This is a genomic window from Corynebacterium sp. KPL2734 (genome assembly GCF_040225595.1).
Taxonomy (GTDB): domain Bacteria; phylum Actinomycetota; class Actinomycetes; order Mycobacteriales; family Mycobacteriaceae; genus Corynebacterium; species Corynebacterium rhinophilum.
The window spans coordinates 58,517-76,017 of record NZ_JBEHFO010000004.1; the positions used below are offsets into that span (position 1 = coordinate 58,517).

A 17,501-nucleotide genomic window follows, 5' to 3' on the forward strand; every position below is an offset into this window, starting at 1 on the left:
AATGGAATCGATTTAAGCTGCGTTGGGGCAAGGGAGTACACTTTCGGGCCTGTAGTCGAGGTATTTAAAGGGGAATGCAATGCGAGTATTGGTAGCAATGTCTGGCGGCGTGGACTCATCTGTCGCCGCCGCCCGTGCGGTGGAGGCTGGCCACGATGTCGTCGGCGTGCACCTGGCCCTGCATAAGGACGCGCAGCAAACGCGCGAAAAGGCCCGCGGCTGCTGTTCGTTGGAGGATTCCGCCGATGCCCGCCGCATTTGCGATAAGTTGGGCATTCCGTTTTATGTGTGGGACTTTTCGGAGGAATTCAAGGAAGAGGTCATCACGGACTTCGTGGATTCCTATGCCCGCGGTGAAACCCCGAATCCCTGCCTGCGCTGCAATGAGAAGATTAAGTTCCGCGCGCTGCTGCAAAAGGGCATGGCTCTAGGCTTTGATGCCGTTGCGACCGGCCACTACGCCACCCTTGATGATGATGGCTACATGCGCCGCTCCAAGGATGAGAATAAAGACCAGTCTTATGTGCTCGGCGTTATTTCCGCTGAGGAGCTGGAGCACTGCTTTTTCCCCATCGGTGATACCCCCAAGCCGCAAATCCGCGAAGAGGCTGCGGCACACGGTTTTTCCACAGCGAAGAAGCCGGATTCTTATGACATCTGCTTCATTCCAGACGGAAATACCCAGCAGTTCCTTGGATCACGGATCGGCCTTCGCCCCGGCATGATCGTGGACCAAGAGGGAACGGAGCTTAAGGAACATGATGGCGCGTGGAACTACACCATCGGCCAGCGCAAGGGCTTGGACATCAAGGCCCCGGCCGCTGATGGCCGCCCGCGCTACGTCACCGATATCGATGCTGCAACGGGCACGGTGACCGTCGGCGCGCGCGAGGACCTGGCGGTCACCGCCATTCGCGCCGATCGCCTGAAGTACCTGCACCCTGGCATGGATGGCGACTTCGAGTGCGAGGTGCAGGTCCGCGCGCACGGTTCCGTCGTGCCGTGTATCGCGCATGTGGACCGCGCCGCAGATTCGATGCGCTTGGAACTCCAGGAACCGCTGTCTGGGGTGGCGCGCGGTCAGGCTGCGGTGCTGTACTTGCCTTCCCCAGATGATCTGGGCGATATCGTCATCGGTTCCGGCACTATTTGCGAGACCGTGTAAATGACCGGCTTTGCACTTGGGCCCATGCCCGGTACCTCCATGGTGGAGGCCGCCGACATCATCATGGGAGAGACCGAGCTCCCCGCGCTCCCGCAGCTCCCGCAGCGTGGCCTTGGCTCCGATGCGGTGGGGCGAACCGCCAGCATGCTTGAGGCCATTTCCCTTGACCGCGGCCCGCGTTCGTGGCGCATGACGGCGCGGCCGCAGCTGTTGACCCGTCGCACGTGGGATCGCCTCGAGCGTGACCTCGACGAGGTACAGCAGGTCTGGGGAGAGACCGTGCCTCGCATCAAGGTGCAGGCGCTCGGCCCGTGGTCGCTGGCGGCCAGCATTGAGCTTGCCGATGGCCACCGCGTTCTTAGTGACCGCGGTGCCTTCGCCGAGCTTTCTGAAGCCCTTCTTCATGGGCTGCGCGCGCATGCAGACGATGTGGCACGCCGCTTCCACGGCGAGGTTGTGGTGCAGCTTGATGAACCTTTGCTTGCGGATATCGTGGCTGGACGTATCCCAGGCACCACGGATTTTGATTCTATCCCCGCTGTGGCTGACGAGGTAGCGCTAGAAACTCTGCTCGGCTTTGACGCGGACTACCTGCATTCCCCGCCGCTGTGGTCCATTGCTGGTGCCGCAACGACCTTCCTCGTCGATTTCCATAGCCCTCGTTATCGCCTCGATACCCCTGAGCATTTCGATGGCTTGGGAGAGCACTTGAGCGAAGGCCATCGCATTGGTGTGGGGATTTCCGGATCGGATGCCCGTGCCGAGGCTATCGCGCTGGCCAAGCATCTCGACCGCATCGGCATGCCACGCGAACTTTTGGTTGATCGCTTTGATGTGTATCCCGTGCAGGCCTCTGCCCGAACCCTGCGTTCGGTGACGGAGACCTCGTCCATCCTTGTCCGGGACGCCGGTGACCTTTAATCCACTCGACCCAAGCTATCGGTGGCTGTGAAATAGGCCTCCATGTAGGGAATGACGAATCTAAGCTGGCCGTGACCGGTGGGTTCGATGAGATCGGCATCGATAAGCCGCTGGCGCGTGGCCGATAGGGACCGCACCGTGCGGTCGTGGTGTGCGGCGATAGCTTGAATTTCTGCAGTGTCGTTGTCCATGACAGCACTCATGGCTTCAAGGAAGCGGCGCTGTGCGGGTGGGAGCGTGAGGGTGGCGGGCTGGTGCACTTGTGTGCCTAGGACGGATATCGCCTCGGCCGAGATGGCTTGGACAGTGTTTTCTTCTATGTGGGTCGTGCCAGAGCGCTGTGCGTGGGCCCACGCCAGTGATCCGACGAGCTGAACCAGGTAGGGATAGCCTCGAGATAGCTCCACGGCGGCGGAGACTGCGTCTGCACTGAAGTCGAGGCCCGAGTGTGCGGCGGTTTCCTTAAATGCAACGGTAGCGTTGGCGGGTGACAGCGGGCCCAGCACAAACTTTTGCGCGCGGCGCAGAAAGGTTACTCCGGGCAGCTCCAGCAGCCGGTTAATGCCCTGTGGCAGGCCGGCTACGACGATGGCGACATCGAGTTCATCGCGCACTAAGTCTTGGTAAGTAACGGCCAAGGAGGCCAATTCTTGGGCATCGGCATCTTGGACTTCATCGATGGTAAGGAGCACACCTGCACCCTTGAGTTGGGCTAGTAATTCGCGTAGCCGGGTATTTAAGGTGGGCTTATAGGCTTCATCCGTGTTGTGTTCGATTCCTATGGAACCAAGGCCGCCGATTCCAATGCGGTTGACTTTGTGCTTATCTGCCGGCGCAAGCGTGTCCATGATGCGGGGGATGGTGGTCTCGACGAGTTCTTCCACCATGGCGCTGCGGCCGGAGGCGCGCAGCGTAATCCATCCGCGGGCGGCGGCGATGTCCTCCAACTCGTTGAGGAGGACCGTCTTGCCAATACCACGGGCGCCGCTAATGACGAGTGAGCGACCGGGGTGTCCAGGTTGGGCATCAAGCGCTGCGCGAAGAGTATCGAGGACCGCGGTGCGGCCGACCCAAAACAGCGGTGGGACGCCAAATGTGGGGCGGAAGGGGTTCTCGTGAAAGGACATAGTCTCCATCGTAGTCCAGCCGGAGATTTGGGAGACTTTTTAGCAACCGGAGATTTGGGAGACTTTTCGCTCTTGTGTGGGCGCCTTGCTTGTTGCCTGCAAGGTTAGGTGCGTCTTGCAGCAGGGCTGGTGGCACCCCACGTCATGGCTCCCACATGGAGGGCGAAGGAGCCGACCAGTGCATACCACCAGTAAAAATGCACGGAGGTGTACCAGGGTAAGGCGTGGCCTAAGAAGATGATGATGACGGCGGTCAGGACCGCCCCAAAGACGCGGGATGCCGTCGAGCCGGGTTTCTTTAAAGCTTTCCATGCGGCCCAGAGTTCGGAGGCGATGAAAACGGCGAGGATAATGGTGCTAGGCATGGTGTTTCCTTAAAGCTCAGCGAAGAGTGTGTGGCCAAGTTCTTCGGTACCGGCGAGCGAATCGTTGTTTGCAAATGCAGCTCGCTTTGTCTTTGGGTCGATGATGAGCATGGTGGAATAGCCGTAGGTTCCGCCGTTATGCCAAAAGCCGGTGCCGTCATCGTTCTTCTGCCATCCGTATGCGGGATCGCCGTGTGCCATAAACCACTCTGCGAACTTAGCCATATCGCTCGCGGTTGAGCGGATCGCCCCTGCAGGCGCCGAACCATCCATCTCCCAAGGCTGGGCCTGCCGCCCAGTGGCGGTGCGGCCGCGCGGGGCATCGGCAGGCACGGCGCCGGGGGTCATAAGGTAGGTCTCCGTTAATCCGGCTGGCTCGAATATTCGCTGTTTCAGTAATTTCTCATAAGGCGTGTTCGCCGCGGTTTCTATTACGTGCCCGAGCAGGGCGTATCCGAGGTTGGAATAAGATTCCTCCCCGCGGTTGCTGAGCTCTGCTGCGACGGCGGCATCGACAATGTCTTGAGTGCTTTCGCCCTCATATGGGTTTGTACCTGCCACTGCGGACCACAGGAAACCGAAGAAATTCCCGTCTGCTGTGGGAGGTAGGCCAGAGGTGTGATCGAGTAGTTCCTTAATCGTTACATCCGCTATGGGCGCGTTGTCTACGTCTAGAAACTCGCCCACGGTGCTATCGAGTCGCAGTGTGCCTTCTTCTACAAGCTGGTGGGTGAGTTCGCCGGTGAACATTTTGGTGACAGAACCAATCTCGACTTCTGTGTGCTCGTTGCTGCCTATACCCGCAAAGGTGGCGTTACCGTCGCGGAGTGTAAAAGCGGTGAGGTGATGAAAACCCGGCTCCGCGTTTTCTCGCAGTGTGGAGGCAAGGGCTGCATCTCCTGTATCTGTTGGGGAGAGCGTGAGGCGCCGAAGACCAGCCAGTAGGAGCACGGAAGCGATAGCGATGGCGGTAACGATACTGAGGGCGAGCCTGCGCATTAGTGGTCCTCGCTAGCGGTGATAATGGCGAGCAAAGGGATAACGCGGGCGGGGCGAATAGAGTACTCGCCACTTGTCTTCGTGGTCCAACCTGCACTGGTTAGAGCGCTGAGGTGGTGATAGGCCGTGCCGGTGGAAGAGACGATATCCTCGTCCACTAGCTCCGCGGCGGTGGCAGGGGCCGCCAGGAGGCGTCGAAGAATTTCGCCACGTACGGGATGGTCAAGTGCGGCGAGGCGTTCGATGTTTTCTGACCAGTCCTGGTCAGTTATTGCCGTGGTGGGACGCTGCCACTGATAGGCGTAGGTACGCTTGCCGAGAGCAATGTTGCCGCCGAAAATTACCGATCCATCGGGTAACTGAGTGGAGGGAGTTAGGGCATCGACAAGCCAGTAGGTCGACTCCTCCGAGGGGGCCTGCGGTGGGATGCTTGATTTGCCTTCGAGCCTGGCGACGCGTTCCTCGAGATCATGAAGGCGTGATTCAACGATGTTCACATTTCTAGAATTCCAGAATTCTAGAAATGTGGCAAGGGGAAGAGGGCTAGGAAATCATGGGCCATGCGGTGGAGACATCGGAGGCATCGCGACCCTTGCCCTCCAGATACTTCTTAAACGCGACGCGGTCCTCGTACCACTTGACCGCCTGGAACTCCATGAGCTCGTTTTCGTCCATCTGCGCGAGGTTGGGGTAATGCTGGCGAACCTGCTTCCAGGCCACGCGGGCGGCAGCGAGGGCATCGGCAGTGGCCTCATGCGCATTGCCCAATTCCACGCCGTAGTGCTCGCACACCGCGCCAAGGGTGCGCTTGCCCTTGCGCCACTTATCGCTCACGCGGTCAATGACGTACGGGTCAAAGACCGGGCCGGTGACCGTGAAATCGCCGGTAAGGCTGCGCAGGACGGTAAGGTCGAAGGCCGCGTTATACACAATGAGCGTCAGGCCGTCCTCCCACGCGGACTTGATGGCATTAACCGTGTCTTTGAGGACCTCCTCGTGCGGGCGGCCTTCATCCTGAGCCTTTTCCGTTGTGATTCCATGCACGTCTGTTGCGGCTTGGGGGATCTCGACGCCGGGATCCGCAAGGTGCTCTACCTTCTGGACATCGCGTCCGTCAATTCGGACTAGGGCTGAGGTAACGATACGAGCGTCTTTGGGGTTGGCGGAGGTGGTCTCAAGGTCGAAGGCGAGCATGCGGGAGGCGTCGAAGTTCATGGTCCATACCTTAGTAGCTAGCCCGGACATGGGGGATCGCTAGACTTGGATACCGTGACTAATCCAGCTGATGTGCAACGTGAATGGAACGACCTGGCGCAGGAAGTACGCCGCCACCGCAACCTGTATTACAACGGTGAACCCGCGATTCCCGATGCCGATTTTGATGCGCTTTTCCAGCGCCTGGTGGACCTAGAAAAGCAGCACCCGGAGCTGGCGGTTCCGGATTCGCCTACCCAGCAGGTAGGCGCCGCGCCGAACGCCGGTGAGGATATTGAGCACCTCGAGCGCATGATGAGCCTAGACAATGTCTTTAGCGCCGGTGAGATGCAGGACTGGTTGGATAGGACGCCCGCCAAGACCTACCTAACGGAGCTGAAGATCGATGGCCTCTCTATCGACTTGGTTTACCGCAATGGGCGTTTGGATACCGCTGCCACCCGTGGTGATGGCACCGTGGGCGAGGAGATTACCGCCAATGCGCGGGTAATTTCTGATATCCCGCACGAGCTTACGGGCACCGAAGAGTACCCAGTTCCGGAACTCATTGAAATCCGCGGTGAAGTCTATATGCGCCCCGAAGATTTCGAAGAAATCAATGAGGAGCGCGCGGCGGACGGCAAGGCTCGGTTTGCCAATCCCCGCAACGCTGCGGCCGGCGGACTGCGCATGAAGGATCCCGCCGAGGTGAAAAAGCGCCGCCTGCGCATGGTTTGCCATGGCCTAGGCGCGCGCGAGGGATTTTCCCCCTCCTCCCAGCATGATGCCTATAAGGCGATCGCCGCATGGGGGCTGCCCGTATCTCCCTATACCAAGCAGGTGCACTCCGCCGCCGAAGTACAAGAGGAAGTATCTTACTGGGCCGAACACCGCCACGATGCGATTTTTGAAATGGATGGGCTCGTGGTCAAGGTCGACGATTTGGGCTCACAGCGCCAGCTCGGGGCGACCTCCCGCGCACCGCGCTGGGCCATTGCCTATAAGTACCCGCCGGAAGAGGTCACGACGAAGCTGAAAAACATCGAGGTCGGCGTCGGGCGTACGGGGCGCGTTACCCCCTTTGCCATCATGGAACCGGTCTTTGTCTCCGGCTCCACGGTATCCATGGCCACCCTGCACAACCAGTCCGAGGTCAAGCGCAAGGGCGTGCTCATCGGAGATACCATTATTATTCGCAAGGCCGGCGAAATCATTCCAGAGGTACTAGGCCCCGCGCGCGAACAGCGCGATGGCAGCGAATATGAATGGAGCTTCCCCACGCAGTGCCCAGCCTGCGGCACGACGCTCGCCCCGCAAAAGGATGGCGATGCTGATTGGCGATGCCCCAATACTCAATCTTGTCCAGCCCAGCTCTCCGCGCGACTGGAATACCTCGCCTCCCGCAAGGGCCTCGATATCGAGGCACTGGGAGAGAAGGGGGCCATGGACCTCATCGAAAACGGTATCCTCACCGATGAATCCGAGCTCTTTGAGCTAACGGAAGAAAAGCTGCTTGCTTCCGATGTCTATACGGCCAAGCGCGATACGAAGGATAAGCGCAGCAAAAAAGAGGGCAACGCCAAGGTCAATACCGCGGGCAAGAACCTGCTCCAGAACTTAGAAGAGGTTAAAGACCGCGACTTCTGGCGGGTGCTGGTCTCACTTTCTATTCGCCACGTCGGCCCTATTGCCGCCCGCGCCTTGGCAGCGCGCTACGGCTCCATGGAGAAGCTGCGTGCCGCTAAGACCGAGGACCTTGCAGAGGTAGACGGCGTGGGCGCAGTCATCGCTGAGTCCTTCCACGCCTGGTTCGAGGTGGACTGGCACCGCACTATCGTCGAAAAATGGGCGAAGGCCGGGCTAGCCATGGAGGTAGCCGCCGAGGACAGGCAGGAACAGACCCTAGAAAACCTGACCATCGTTGTCACCGGCAGCCTCGAAGACTTCACGCGCGATTCCGCCAAGGAAGCCATCATCAGCCGCGGCGGAAAGGCTACCGGTTCCGTATCGAAGAAAACCTCCTACCTCGTCGCCGGGGCCAATGCCGGCTCCAAGGAGGACAAGGCTCGCGACCTCGGGGTGCCTATCTTGAACGAAGAGCAATTCCACACGCTCTTAAACACCGGGGAGGTATAGCCGCGCCGGGCTGGGCTTATTTGAGGAAGGCGCCCAGAATCGTGCCGATGTGGCCGAGGTGCTCGACCTCGGAGGCCAAGTATTCTGGCCCGCCGGTACGCCCCATGGCGATGACCATCCCGGTATCTCCCAGGGGAGCGGCCGCCAGGGCGGAATCGAGCAGCGCCCAGCTTTCTGGCACCCACTCGTCCTTATCGGGGTGCAAGGTGCGTGCGCTGTCGATGTTGAGGTCGACCGGAATCGTATCGTCATCGGCAGGGGCCGCGTTTGAGGAGGCGACGCGGTGAATGGGCTCATTATTGTCAATGACAATGGCCCACGTGGAGGTCGCTGCCTTTGGAATGGCCGCGACGACTTCCTCCATTGCTGCTGTGACGTTCGAGGCATTGGCGGCAACGCGCGCTAATAACTCGATCTGCCCGCGCCGGTCCACGCGGCCACTGAAGGGCCGAATCGAATCTATTTCCACGCCATGGACGGAGGCGGCGGCGGTGATGAGTGCATCAGCCATCGCGTCTGCGGGAAGCTCAATGACAATGTCATCCATGACGGTGCCATCTGGGAAGGCTTCTACGATGTCAACGGATTGGATATTGCCGTCAACCAGCCCGAAGGCCTCCGAAAGCTGGCCCAAACTACCAGGGGTATCGGGAAGTAGGACACGGATTAGGTAAGACATTAAGTCGCACGCTTTCAGTAGCTTATAGTCCTGTTTACGATACCTGGGTCACAGTGCGGCGTTCAAGGGGCAATAATTCGGGGTGACTCGGCAACTGCGCGGGTTGGTGCAGTATTATGGAGCCTTAGCAATTTACATAGTACGCGCGGGAAAATAATTTTCACCTGCGCGTCGATGATGGAAAAAGGATGGAGTTCGCGTGTCTGAGATTTCGCGTGATGAGGTAGCCCACCTTGCCAAGCTTTCCCGCCTGGCATTAAGCGATGAAGAGCTAGCCCAATTCGCAAGCCAGATTGATGAAATTGTTGATTCCGTTTCCGCAGTAAGGAACGTGGACACTGAAGGCGTGGAACCGATGAGCCACCCGCACTCCGTGGATGCACCGATGCGCGAAGACGTCATCGTGCGCACCCTTACCGCTGAGCAGGCCTTGGATCAGGCGCCGGCCGTGGAAGATGAGCGATTCGTCGTGCCGCAGATTTTGGGAGGAGAGTAAATGACCAACGTTGTCGTACCTGCGGAGGGACTGACCTCTTTGACCGCCGCCGAGCTGGCGGAAAAGATTCACTCGCGCGAGGTGACCTCCCGCGAGGTTACCCAGGCCTTTTTGGATCGCATTGCGGAAACCAATCCCGAACTTAACTCTTTCCTGCACGTGGGGCAGGAGGAAGCACTGGCGGCTGCCGATGCCGTGGATAAGGCCCTCGACGCCGGCGAAAAGCCTGCATCGGCATTGGCCGGTGTGCCGCTGGCCTTGAAAGACCTGCTGGTTACTACCGATGCCCCCACCACCGCCGCATCCAAGATGCTCGAAGGTTACATGTCTCCCTACGACGCCACGGTGACCAAGCGTCTGCGCGAGGCCGGTATCCCGATCTTGGGTAAGACGAACCTGGACGAGTTTGCCATGGGTTCGTCCAATGAGAATTCTGCCTTTGGCCCAGTACACAACCCGTATGACACCGATCGCACCCCGGGTGGCTCCGGCGGCGGCACGGCAGCAGCACTTGCTTCGGGGCAGGCTCCTTTAGGTATTGGTACCGATACCGGCGGTTCCATCCGCCAGCCGGCGGCGCTGACCAATACCGTGGGCGTAAAGCCCACCTACGGAACGGTGTCTCGCTACGGCCTAATCGCGGCCGCCTCCTCGCTGGACCAGGCAGGTCCGTGTGGTCGTACGGTGCTCGATACCGCACTTTTGCACGAGGTTATTGCCGGCCACGATGCCTTCGACGCCACGTCTGTGGATAAACCGGTTGCCCCCGTGGTGGAGGCAGCCCGCGAAGGCGCGAATGGCGATCTGAGCGGCGTCAAGGTTGGACTCATCAAGCAATTCGAGCGCGATGGCTGGCAGGACGGCGTGATGGAGAACTACCACGCCGCCGTGGAACAGCTGCGCGAGCAGGGCGCGGAAATCGTCGAGGTGGACTGCCCGCACTTCGATGAGGCATTGGCCGCCTACTACCTGATCATGCCGTGTGAGGTCTCGTCCAACCTGGCCCGCTTTGATGGCATGCGCTACGGTCTGCGCGCTGGCGATGACGGATCCCACTCCGCGGAGCAGGTCATGTCCCAGTCCCGCGCAGAGGGATTCGGACCCGAGGTCAAGCGCCGCATCATGCTGGGCACGTATGCGCTGTCCGTGGGCTATTACGATGCCTACTACCTGCAGGCGCAGCGCGTGCGCACCCTGGTTGCCCAAGACTTTGCCCGCGCCTTTGAGCAGGCTGACGTGCTGGTTTCGCCAACCACCCCGACCACGGCGTTCAAGCTGGGGGAGAAGGCCGAAGACCCCATGGCTATGTACAACTTCGACTTGTGCACCTTGCCGCTGAACCTGGCCGGCCTGTGTGGCATGTCCGTGCCTTCCGGTATGGCTGCAGATACCAACCTGCCTACCGGTTTGCAGATCATGGCACCGGCTTTCCAGGATGACCGCCTGTACAAAGTTGGCGCAGCCTATGAAGCCAAGCGCCAAAAATAGCCACGCTTTCTAAAATCGTTGTCACTGTGAAATGGCTGCGGATTAGATAACGATTCGTTTACACCCCTGTTGGATGTCCATCCAGCAGGGGTAAATTATTGGGTATGACTTTGAAAAAGATTGCAACCGCGACGATGTCCGTCTCCGCAGCTGCGCTCATGACCATGGGCGTCGCAAACGCTGAGGAACCCGCAGCAAACCCCGCACCGGCTGAGCCCGGTACCGAGGTAGCAGACACCACCGTCAAGAGCGAGTTGGTGGAATCCCTGCCGGAAGACGCTGACAAGCTGGTGCCGAACATCGAGGGCCAGACCATCACTGGTGAGCTGCACTCCGTCAAGGAAGACGGCAAGTTCACCGTGCAGTTCGACAAGGATCAGTCCTTGGTTCTCAATGATGGCTGCAATACCTACACCACCTCCTACGATGTAGACAAGGATGGCACCATCCACGTCGGCGACTTCGCCTCCACGAAGGCGGCGTGCGATGACCACACGCAGGCGCTTTCTGATTCCCTGCGGGACGTCCTTGAATCCGACCCCGCCTTCTATGCCCTGCCTGACGGCCAGGCCGCACTGGGCACTGAGGACAACGCCGTTGTCTTCAACGTCGTAGAGTAAATACTCACAAGATCACTCAGCACCATGATCCTCCTTGGCGGGGGACCATGGTGCTGTTGTGTATGTGGTGGGGTGGACTACTTGGCATCGGAAAGCGCGTAGGCAGCCCCAGCAGAGGCTGCTGTCACGGCGAGGACTGCTGGCCAGGAGCCGATCTTCTTTGCCAATGGGTGGGAAGCGCCGAACGCGCCAACATACAGGGCGGACAGGCCGGCGGTGGTGGCTGGGTTGGTCTTCTTGGCCCAGGAACGCCCGGCCCACAGGCCCGCCGCGCCGAGGATGACGCCGCCGAGCGGGCGGATACCGGTCTCGCGGGCGGTGACCCAACCACCGATCAGGCCGAGGGTAACGGTGGTGGCGGTGGATACGTCTTGTGGCTTTTTGATATCAATCATGGACATGGTGGCCAGTCTAGGCCTGATTTGTGTGCCCCGCTAGAATTCCTGCCATGACTGTGGAGACTAACCTGCCATCGGAGCGCCAGGCATGGCTCGCCATGTTCGCCCTATCCCTCGGTTTCTTTGTATCCCTGTTGGACCAGTCGATGGTGGCCATCGCCTTGCCGGATATTCAGACGGATTTGGGCGCCACGGTCAATGAAATCATGTGGGTCTCGGCCGCCTTTTTGCTTGCCGTGGTGGTGCCGCTACTTTTTACGGGGCGGCTTGGTGATGTCCTAGGCCAGCGCGCCCTGTTTTGTATCGGGGTGGCGCTATTTGGGATCGGCGCAGCAGCGTGTGCGCTGGCGCCGTCGATAGAAGTGCTCATCGTGGCACGCATCGTGCAGGGCCTGGGCGCATCCTTGGAGATGCCACAGACGATGTCCGTTATTAACCGGGTATTCGCCCGCGAGCGGCGCGGGCGTGCGCTCGGGGTGTGGGGGATTATCGGCTCGGTGGCGTCATTGGCCGGGCCGCTAGTCGGCGGGTTCCTCGTGGCTTCTTTTGGCTGGCAGGCGGCCTTTTGGGTGCATATTCCATTTGTTATCGCCGCCATTGTGCTGGCCCTGCTGTGGATACCGAAGCTGCCGACGACGGCCCAGGACATCGATAAACCTTCGGCCATAGTCTCGCTCATCGCGCTTGGCTCGATTGTCTTTGGCATCCAACAAGGCCCAGAGCTGGACTGGGATTGGCGGGTGCTGGTGGTGCTTGCCATCGGCATAGTTGCAAGCATCGCGTTCGTGCGCCTGCAGGCTAGTGCGCAGGATCGCGGCTCCACGCCGCTCTTTCCGGTGGAGCTCTTCCACAACCGCAACTATGCGGCCGGCTCCGTAGGTATTTTGACCATGGGCTTTATGGCGGCTTCGGTCATGTTGCCGGTGATGTTGTGGCTGCAATCGGTCAAGGGGCTATCTGCCGGTGAGGCCGGCATCATCGTGGCTCCCATGGCGCTGGTCTCGATGCTGATGTCACCCATCGCGGGCATCCTTACGGACGCGGTGAATCCGCGCTTGATGGGGCTGGTGGGATTTAGTCTCATGATCGCCTCGCTGTGTTTGGCCTGGTGGGTCATGCATGCCGATGCCAATCCGTGGTGGCTGGCATTGCCCATCGCCGCCCTAGGAATTGGCCAGTCCTTTATCTGGGGCTCCAATGCGGCAACGACGCTGCGCGATATTTCACCTCATCACATGGGCGCAGCGTCGGGGGCGTATAATACCTCCCGCCAGGTGGGATCTGTGGTAGGCGTGGCTTTAGTCTCCGCCGTCATGCAAACGGGTAATCCGACCACAGCGATCATCAATTCGATTCTCGTGATTGTTATCGCGCTGGTGGTGGGGCTTATCTCCTCGTTGCGCTACGTGGACACGCTGCATGGATAAAAATCCTGCGCTAAATTGGGGATCATGCGTCTAGCTGTACTGACTTCCGGTGGCGATTGCCCCGGCCTGAATGCTGTAATCCGTGCGGTTGTGCGAACCGCATCCAACGAATTTGGCGATACCGTCGTGGGCTACGAAGACGGGTGGGTTGGCCTTTTAGAAGACCGTCGGCGCGATCTCTACGACGATGCCAGCATCGACCGGATTCTTCTGCGCGGCGGTACCATCTTGGGCACCGGCCGGTTGCACCCCGATAAATTCAAGGCCGGCTTGGAACAGATCAAGACGAATATGCGCGAGGCCGAAGTCGATGCCCTCGTTGCCATCGGCGGCGAAGGCACGCTCAAGGGCGCTAAGTGGCTTAACGATAATGGCATCCCCGTCGTGGGCGTGCCGAAGACCATTGACAATGACGTCAACGCCACGGACTATACCTTCGGCTTTGATACCGCGGTATCGGTGGCAACGGATGCGATCGACCGCCTGCACACGACGGCGGAGTCCCACAATCGCATCCTCATCGTGGAGGTCATGGGCCGCCACGTAGGCTGGATTGCTCTGCATGCCGGCATGGCCGGCGGCGCACACTACACCGTGATCCCAGAAGAGCCCTTCGATATCGCGGAAATTACCAAGGCGATGGAACGCCGCTTCCAGATGGGCGAGAAGTACGGCATCATTTGCGTGGCCGAAGGCGCCCTGCCGAAGGAGGGCACCATGGAGTTTGAAGCCGGCGGCGTCGACCAATTTGGCCACCAAACCTTCAACGGAATTGGCCAGGTCATTGGCGATGAAATCAATAAGCGCACCGGATACGACGTGCGCACCACCGTCTTGGGGCACATTCAGCGCGGCGGCACACCCACCGCGTATGACCGCGTCCTAGCGACCCGCTACGGCGTGCACGCTGCCCGCGCGGCGCACAACGGGGATTCAGGAATGTGTGTTGCCCTGCACGGCGAAGATATCGAACTGGTGCCTTTGGAAGAGGCCGTGGGCACGTTGAAGACGGTGCCCGATGCCCGCTACCGCAATGCGCAGGCGCTCTTCGGCTAAAGCCTTTTTAGCCCCGCCGTCTCGAATATTAAGATCGCCCTCTCACATGGTGGGAGGGTACTCTTTTGTATATGAGTACCGATAGCGCTACAGAAAAACAGGAAGAACGGCAAGCGCTCATCGCGGCGCTGGGTTTTCCCATACTCGTAATCATCGGCGGCATTATTGGCTATATCGCCCCTGACACCGCGGCATCCTTTGCCCCGCAGGTAACGCCGTTGCTGGGCATCGTCATGTTCGGCATGGGGCTTACCCTCAAGCCCGTAGATTTTGCACTCGTGGCGCGACGGCCGCTCCCGGTGGTGCTCGGCGTGGTGGCGCAGTTCGTCATTATGCCGCTTATCGCGCTCGCCGTGGTGGCAGTAATGGATCTGCCAGAGGCGGTTGCGGCCGGCGTGATTTTGGTCGGCTGCGCCCCGGGTGGCACGAGCTCTAACGTGGTGTCCTACTTAGCGCGCGGCGATCTCGCGCTTTCAGTGACCATGACCTCTATCTCTACGCTTTTGGCGCCCATCCTCACCCCGCTATTGACCTTGTGGTTGGCGGGCGAATACATGCCGGTCTCCGCGGCATCGATGGCGTGGTCCATCGTGAAGGTGGTCCTCGTTCCGGTCATCGCGGGCATCGTCATCGGCATGCTGCTTCCCCGGCTCGTGGTAAAGATTCAGGCGGCTTTGCCGTGGATTTCCGTTACCGCGATTGCCTTGATCGTGTGCATCGTGGTCGGCGGCGCGCATGACAATATCGCCACCGCCGGTGCGCTGGTCTTTGCCGCCGTGGTTATTCACAATGCGTGCGGCTATGGGCTGGGCTATCTCGCGGGCCTTTTTACCCGCCAGCCGGTTCCGGTGCGCCGCACCATGGCCGTGGAGGTGGGAATGCAAAATTCCGGGCTAGCTACCAGCCTTGCCTCTTCCTACATGAGCCCACTGGCCGCCTTGCCCGGCGCCGTCTTTTCCGTGTGGCACAACTTGTCCGGCGCGATTTTGGCAGCGCTGTGCCGCTTTAGCGATGCCCGCAAGGGCACAGTCAGCTAAAAATTAATGGTGACAGCGGGGAAGTCTTGGTCTACGAACCAGGGCTCTTCCGTAATGGTGAGCCGGGGTTGGCCTTCCTCGAAGGCTAAGGTATCGCCGCCTTTGACGGTGGCGCCTTGCAGGATGTGGTCAGCGATATTTGCCAGCTTGTAATAGAGGTTCGTCGGATCCATCGAGCTGGTGCGCGCCTGAATTTCCGGGTGGCCTGCTTGGACCAGACCCATGGAATAGCCGCGGAGCTCGCCGCCAGATTGGGTAATCCACACCGGTGCAATGTGCATGGGTGCGAGGTTATTGCGCACGGCGTCATTAAACATCGCCGGGGAGATGGAGACGTTCCCGCGCGGGTTGTGGATGATGAGGCAATTGGGGTGCTGGGCTACGGCGGACGTCGCCTGGGACAGCAGCTCGAGGTGCTCGCGGCGCGGCTCGCGAAATTGATGGGAGAGGTCGTGTTCCTTGTTATCAGGAAGGACCGAGACGAGCACCTGGGCTCCCGCAGTGTTGAGGTCGCCGGCATCGGCGCTCAAAATGGGGTGGAGGCCGTAACTATCTGGGGTGGGTGCAGAATCAATGGTCTGGTAATGCAAGAGAAACGCGCCATCGATAGGAACTACAAGGCTGCCTGGGTTCTTGCCGGGAGTGATTTCGCCGACGCGCGCAGAAAAGATGCCGCTGACGGCGTCTTTGATCTCATCGGTAGTAGGGGCGGTGGAAAAGACCGCGATGTTAATCAGTGGGGCATCGACAAGCGAATTGTCTACGGTATGTGGAGTCGTCATGACAGTCACCCTAGGGGCTAGCGCGCGAGAGTGCACGGACGTATTAAGATGGCACGCATGACTGCTGCGATGTATGACCTGATGGACTTTGACGAGGTCCTCGACAAGTATGAACCGGTAATGGGCATGGAAGTCCACGTGGAGCTTGATACGGAAACCAAGATGTTTTCTACCTCCGCCACGAACTTCAGCGCAGCCCCTAACTCCAATACCGATCCGGTATCGCTGGGCCTTCCCGGGGCACTTCCCGTGGTTAACTCCAAGGGCGTGGAGGGTGCAATCAAGATTGGCCTGGCGCTTAATTGCTCCATCGCGGAATCCTCGCGCTTTGCCCGCAAGAATTACTTCTACCCGGACCAGCCAAAGAACTACCAGATTTCCCAGTACGATGAGCCGATTGCCTATGACGGCTACCTCGACGTTGTGCTGGAAGACGGCACGGAATGGCGTGTGGAGATTGAGCGCGCCCACATGGAAGAAGACACCGGCAAGCTGACCCACCTGGGTGGCGCCGATGGTCGCATTCATGGCGCCACCGCATCCTTGGTGGACTGCAACCGCGCGGGTATTCCGCTCATTGAGATCGTCACCAAGCCCATCATCGGTGCTGGCGAGCGCGCCCCCGAAGTGGCTAAGGCCTATGTCTCGGCGCTGCGCGAGCTCGTCGCCGCCTTGGGTGTGTCCGATGCCCGCATGGATCAAGGTTCCATGCGCGTGGACTCCAATCTGTCCTTGCGCCCTATCGGCCAAGAAGAATTCGGTACCCGTACCGAGACGAAAAACATCAACTCCATGCGCTCGGTCGAACAGGCGGTGCGCTTTGAGATGCAGCGCCAGGCGCAGGTCTTGGACGATGGCGGCAGCATCGAGCAGGAGACCCGCCACTACCAAGAAACCGATGGCTCTACCTCCAAGGGGCGCCCGAAGGAGACCGCGGAGGACTACCGCTACTTCAATGACCCGGATTTGCCGCCGGTTATCGCCCCGCGCGAGTGGGTTGAAGAGCTGCGCGCAACCCTTCCGGAGCTGCCGTGGATCCGCCGCGCGCGCATCCAGGAGGAGTGGGGCATTAAGGACGAGGAGATGCGCGACCTCGTCAACGCGGGCGCGTTGGATCTCATCGTGGAAACGGTTGAAGCCGGCGCGAAGCCGGATGAGGCTCGTTCCTGGTGGGTGTCTTACCTGGCAGGTAAGGCCAATGAGCAGGACAAAACCCTGGCCGAGCTGGATATCACCCCGGCCCACATCGCCCGTGTCATCGCCCTGGTCAAGGAGGGTAAGCTCACCACCAAGCTGGCGCGCCAAGCCGTCGATGGCGTGTTGGCAGGGGAGGGCGACGTTGATGAGGTCGTCGCCAAGCGCGGCCTCGAGGTCGTACGCGATGACGGCGCCATCGAAAAAGCTGTGGATGATGCATTGGCCGCAAACCCGGACATCGTGGAGAAGTACCGCGCCGGCAATAAGAAGGTCACCGGTGCGATTGTCGGCGCCGTAATGAAGGCGACGCAGGGCAAGGCGGATCCGGGTCAGGTTAATAAGCTGATCGCGGAAAAGTTGAGCTAAAACGCCTACTAGTCCAGCCAGTCTTCGGCCCTGCATCCGGCGGGGTTG

The 17,501-nt window shown here is 59.9% G+C and carries 18 protein-coding genes; 10 read left to right on the forward strand and 8 right to left on the reverse strand.

The features are described 5' to 3' along the window. Positions 1 to 79: 79 nt before the first annotated feature. The gene (mnmA, locus tag ABRP88_RS03885; RefSeq protein ID WP_349836241.1) at positions 80 to 1,165 is read left to right on the forward strand and encodes a tRNA 2-thiouridine(34) synthase MnmA; all 1,086 of its coding nucleotides are present in this window, start codon (positions 80 to 82) and stop codon (positions 1,163 to 1,165) included. Continuing rightward, positions 1,166 to 2,086 (forward strand): uroporphyrinogen decarboxylase/cobalamine-independent methonine synthase family protein, encoded by a 921-nt coding sequence (locus ABRP88_RS03890; RefSeq protein WP_349836243.1) that lies wholly within the window; start codon positions 1,166 to 1,168, stop codon positions 2,084 to 2,086. On the opposite strand, the gene ABRP88_RS03895 is transcribed toward ABRP88_RS03890, so the two are convergent. The 5 genes from ABRP88_RS03895 to ABRP88_RS03915 form a co-directional block, all read right to left on the reverse strand. Then, entirely contained in the window at positions 2,083 to 3,213 is a 1,131-nt protein-coding gene (locus ABRP88_RS03895; protein WP_349836246.1) for a DUF8462 domain-containing protein, read from the reverse strand. The two genes, ABRP88_RS03890 and ABRP88_RS03895, sit on opposite strands and share 4 nt — an antisense overlap. 104 nt (positions 3,214 to 3,317) lie before the next feature. Continuing rightward, complete coding sequence (locus ABRP88_RS03900; RefSeq protein ID WP_284853532.1) at positions 3,318 to 3,578, reverse strand: hypothetical protein; 261 nt, start codon at positions 3,576 to 3,578, stop codon at positions 3,318 to 3,320. 9 nt (positions 3,579 to 3,587) lie between these two features. Next, positions 3,588 to 4,577 (reverse strand): serine hydrolase domain-containing protein, encoded by a 990-nt coding sequence (locus ABRP88_RS03905; protein ID WP_349836248.1) that lies wholly within the window; start codon positions 4,575 to 4,577, stop codon positions 3,588 to 3,590. Next, a complete protein-coding gene (locus ABRP88_RS03910; RefSeq protein WP_349836250.1) occupies positions 4,577 to 5,074 on the reverse strand; it encodes an ArsR/SmtB family transcription factor in 498 nt (165 codons plus the stop codon). Before ABRP88_RS03910 ends, ABRP88_RS03905 begins: the two co-directional genes overlap by 1 nt. Positions 5,075 to 5,120: 46 nt before the next feature. Then, the gene (locus ABRP88_RS03915; RefSeq protein WP_349836251.1) at positions 5,121 to 5,792 is read right to left on the reverse strand and encodes a 3'-5' exonuclease; all 672 of its coding nucleotides are present in this window, start codon (positions 5,790 to 5,792) and stop codon (positions 5,121 to 5,123) included. 45 nt (positions 5,793 to 5,837) lie between these two features. Here ABRP88_RS03915 and ligA point away from each other — a divergent pair, with 45 nt between their 5' ends. Continuing rightward, positions 5,838 to 7,907 carry an NAD-dependent DNA ligase LigA gene (gene ligA / locus ABRP88_RS03920; protein ID WP_502879849.1) on the forward strand — a complete coding sequence of 690 codons (2,070 nt, stop codon included), beginning with the start codon at positions 5,838 to 5,840 and terminating at the stop codon, positions 7,905 to 7,907. Between the two features lie 16 nt (positions 7,908 to 7,923). Here the strand turns inward: ligA and ABRP88_RS03925 are convergent, their stop codons facing one another. Continuing rightward, positions 7,924 to 8,586, reverse strand: a complete 663-nt coding sequence (locus tag ABRP88_RS03925) for an ACT domain-containing protein (protein ID WP_284782592.1) — start codon at positions 8,584 to 8,586, stop codon at positions 7,924 to 7,926. 199 nt (positions 8,587 to 8,785) lie between these two features. On the opposite strand from ABRP88_RS03925, the gene gatC reads away from it, so the two are divergent. The 3 genes from gatC (at position 8,786) to ABRP88_RS03940 (ending at position 11,190) form a co-directional block, all read left to right on the forward strand. Then, positions 8,786 to 9,082 (forward strand): Asp-tRNA(Asn)/Glu-tRNA(Gln) amidotransferase subunit GatC, encoded by a 297-nt coding sequence (gene gatC / locus ABRP88_RS03930; protein WP_005280231.1) that lies wholly within the window; start codon positions 8,786 to 8,788, stop codon positions 9,080 to 9,082. Continuing rightward, positions 9,083 to 10,570: an Asp-tRNA(Asn)/Glu-tRNA(Gln) amidotransferase subunit GatA gene (gene gatA, locus ABRP88_RS03935; RefSeq protein ID WP_284853538.1), complete on the forward strand. Its 1,488-nt coding sequence runs from the start codon at positions 9,083 to 9,085 to the stop codon at positions 10,568 to 10,570. 104 nt (positions 10,571 to 10,674) lie between these two features. Further along, entirely contained in the window at positions 10,675 to 11,190 is a 516-nt protein-coding gene (locus tag ABRP88_RS03940) for an META domain-containing protein (RefSeq protein ID WP_349836257.1), read from the forward strand. A gap of 77 nt (positions 11,191 to 11,267) precedes the next feature. On the opposite strand, the gene ABRP88_RS03945 is transcribed toward ABRP88_RS03940, so the two are convergent. Continuing rightward, positions 11,268 to 11,591, reverse strand: a complete 324-nt coding sequence (locus ABRP88_RS03945) for a membrane protein (RefSeq protein WP_005282483.1) — start codon at positions 11,589 to 11,591, stop codon at positions 11,268 to 11,270. 47 nt (positions 11,592 to 11,638) lie between these two features. Here ABRP88_RS03945 and ABRP88_RS03950 point away from each other — a divergent pair, with 47 nt between their 5' ends. From ABRP88_RS03950 to ABRP88_RS03960, 3 genes are all read left to right on the forward strand, one after another. Beyond that, positions 11,639 to 13,015 (forward strand): DHA2 family efflux MFS transporter permease subunit, encoded by a 1,377-nt coding sequence (locus ABRP88_RS03950; RefSeq protein ID WP_284796342.1) that lies wholly within the window; start codon positions 11,639 to 11,641, stop codon positions 13,013 to 13,015. A 24-nt stretch (positions 13,016 to 13,039) separates the two neighbouring features. Next, positions 13,040 to 14,071, forward strand: a complete 1,032-nt coding sequence (locus ABRP88_RS03955) for an ATP-dependent 6-phosphofructokinase (protein ID WP_284609250.1) — start codon at positions 13,040 to 13,042, stop codon at positions 14,069 to 14,071. 71 nt (positions 14,072 to 14,142) lie between these two features. Then, positions 14,143 to 15,108 (forward strand): bile acid:sodium symporter family protein, encoded by a 966-nt coding sequence (locus ABRP88_RS03960; protein ID WP_349836260.1) that lies wholly within the window; start codon positions 14,143 to 14,145, stop codon positions 15,106 to 15,108. Here the strand turns inward: ABRP88_RS03960 and ABRP88_RS03965 are convergent. Further along, a complete protein-coding gene (locus ABRP88_RS03965; protein ID WP_284771548.1) occupies positions 15,105 to 15,890 on the reverse strand; it encodes a DUF4261 domain-containing protein in 786 nt (261 codons plus the stop codon). The two genes, ABRP88_RS03960 and ABRP88_RS03965, sit on opposite strands and share 4 nt — an antisense overlap. 57 nt (positions 15,891 to 15,947) lie before the next feature. On the opposite strand from ABRP88_RS03965, the gene gatB reads away from it, so the two are divergent. Continuing rightward, positions 15,948 to 17,453: an Asp-tRNA(Asn)/Glu-tRNA(Gln) amidotransferase subunit GatB gene (gene gatB / locus ABRP88_RS03970; protein ID WP_284769809.1), complete on the forward strand. Its 1,506-nt coding sequence runs from the start codon at positions 15,948 to 15,950 to the stop codon at positions 17,451 to 17,453. Positions 17,454 to 17,501 lie beyond the last annotated feature (48 nt).

Bases quoted from the DNA above. Each gene is read 5' to 3' on its own strand.
- mnmA (WP_349836241.1), top strand. From the start codon at position 80: ATGCGAGTATTGGTAGCAATGTCTGGCGGCGTGGACTCATCTGTCGCC.
- ABRP88_RS03890 (WP_349836243.1), top strand. From the start codon at position 1,166: ATGACCGGCTTTGCACTTGGGCCCATGCCCGGTACCTCCATGGTGGAG.
- ABRP88_RS03895 (WP_349836246.1), bottom strand. From the start codon at position 3,213: ATGTCCTTTCACGAGAACCCCTTCCGCCCCACATTTGGCGTCCCACCG.
- ABRP88_RS03900 (WP_284853532.1), bottom strand. From the start codon at position 3,578: ATGCCTAGCACCATTATCCTCGCCGTTTTCATCGCCTCCGAACTCTGG.
- ABRP88_RS03905 (WP_349836248.1), bottom strand. From the start codon at position 4,577: ATGCGCAGGCTCGCCCTCAGTATCGTTACCGCCATCGCTATCGCTTCC.
- ABRP88_RS03915 (WP_349836251.1), bottom strand. From the start codon at position 5,792: ATGAACTTCGACGCCTCCCGCATGCTCGCCTTCGACCTTGAGACCACC.
- ABRP88_RS03925 (WP_284782592.1), bottom strand. From the start codon at position 8,586: ATGTCTTACCTAATCCGTGTCCTACTTCCCGATACCCCTGGTAGTTTG.
- gatA (WP_284853538.1), top strand. From the start codon at position 9,083: ATGACCAACGTTGTCGTACCTGCGGAGGGACTGACCTCTTTGACCGCC.
- ABRP88_RS03940 (WP_349836257.1), top strand. From the start codon at position 10,675: ATGACTTTGAAAAAGATTGCAACCGCGACGATGTCCGTCTCCGCAGCT.
- ABRP88_RS03945 (WP_005282483.1), bottom strand. From the start codon at position 11,591: ATGTCCATGATTGATATCAAAAAGCCACAAGACGTATCCACCGCCACC.
- ABRP88_RS03950 (WP_284796342.1), top strand. From the start codon at position 11,639: ATGACTGTGGAGACTAACCTGCCATCGGAGCGCCAGGCATGGCTCGCC.
- ABRP88_RS03955 (WP_284609250.1), top strand. From the start codon at position 13,040: ATGCGTCTAGCTGTACTGACTTCCGGTGGCGATTGCCCCGGCCTGAAT.
- ABRP88_RS03960 (WP_349836260.1), top strand. From the start codon at position 14,143: ATGAGTACCGATAGCGCTACAGAAAAACAGGAAGAACGGCAAGCGCTC.
- ABRP88_RS03965 (WP_284771548.1), bottom strand. From the start codon at position 15,890: ATGACGACTCCACATACCGTAGACAATTCGCTTGTCGATGCCCCACTG.
- gatB (WP_284769809.1), top strand. From the start codon at position 15,948: ATGACTGCTGCGATGTATGACCTGATGGACTTTGACGAGGTCCTCGAC.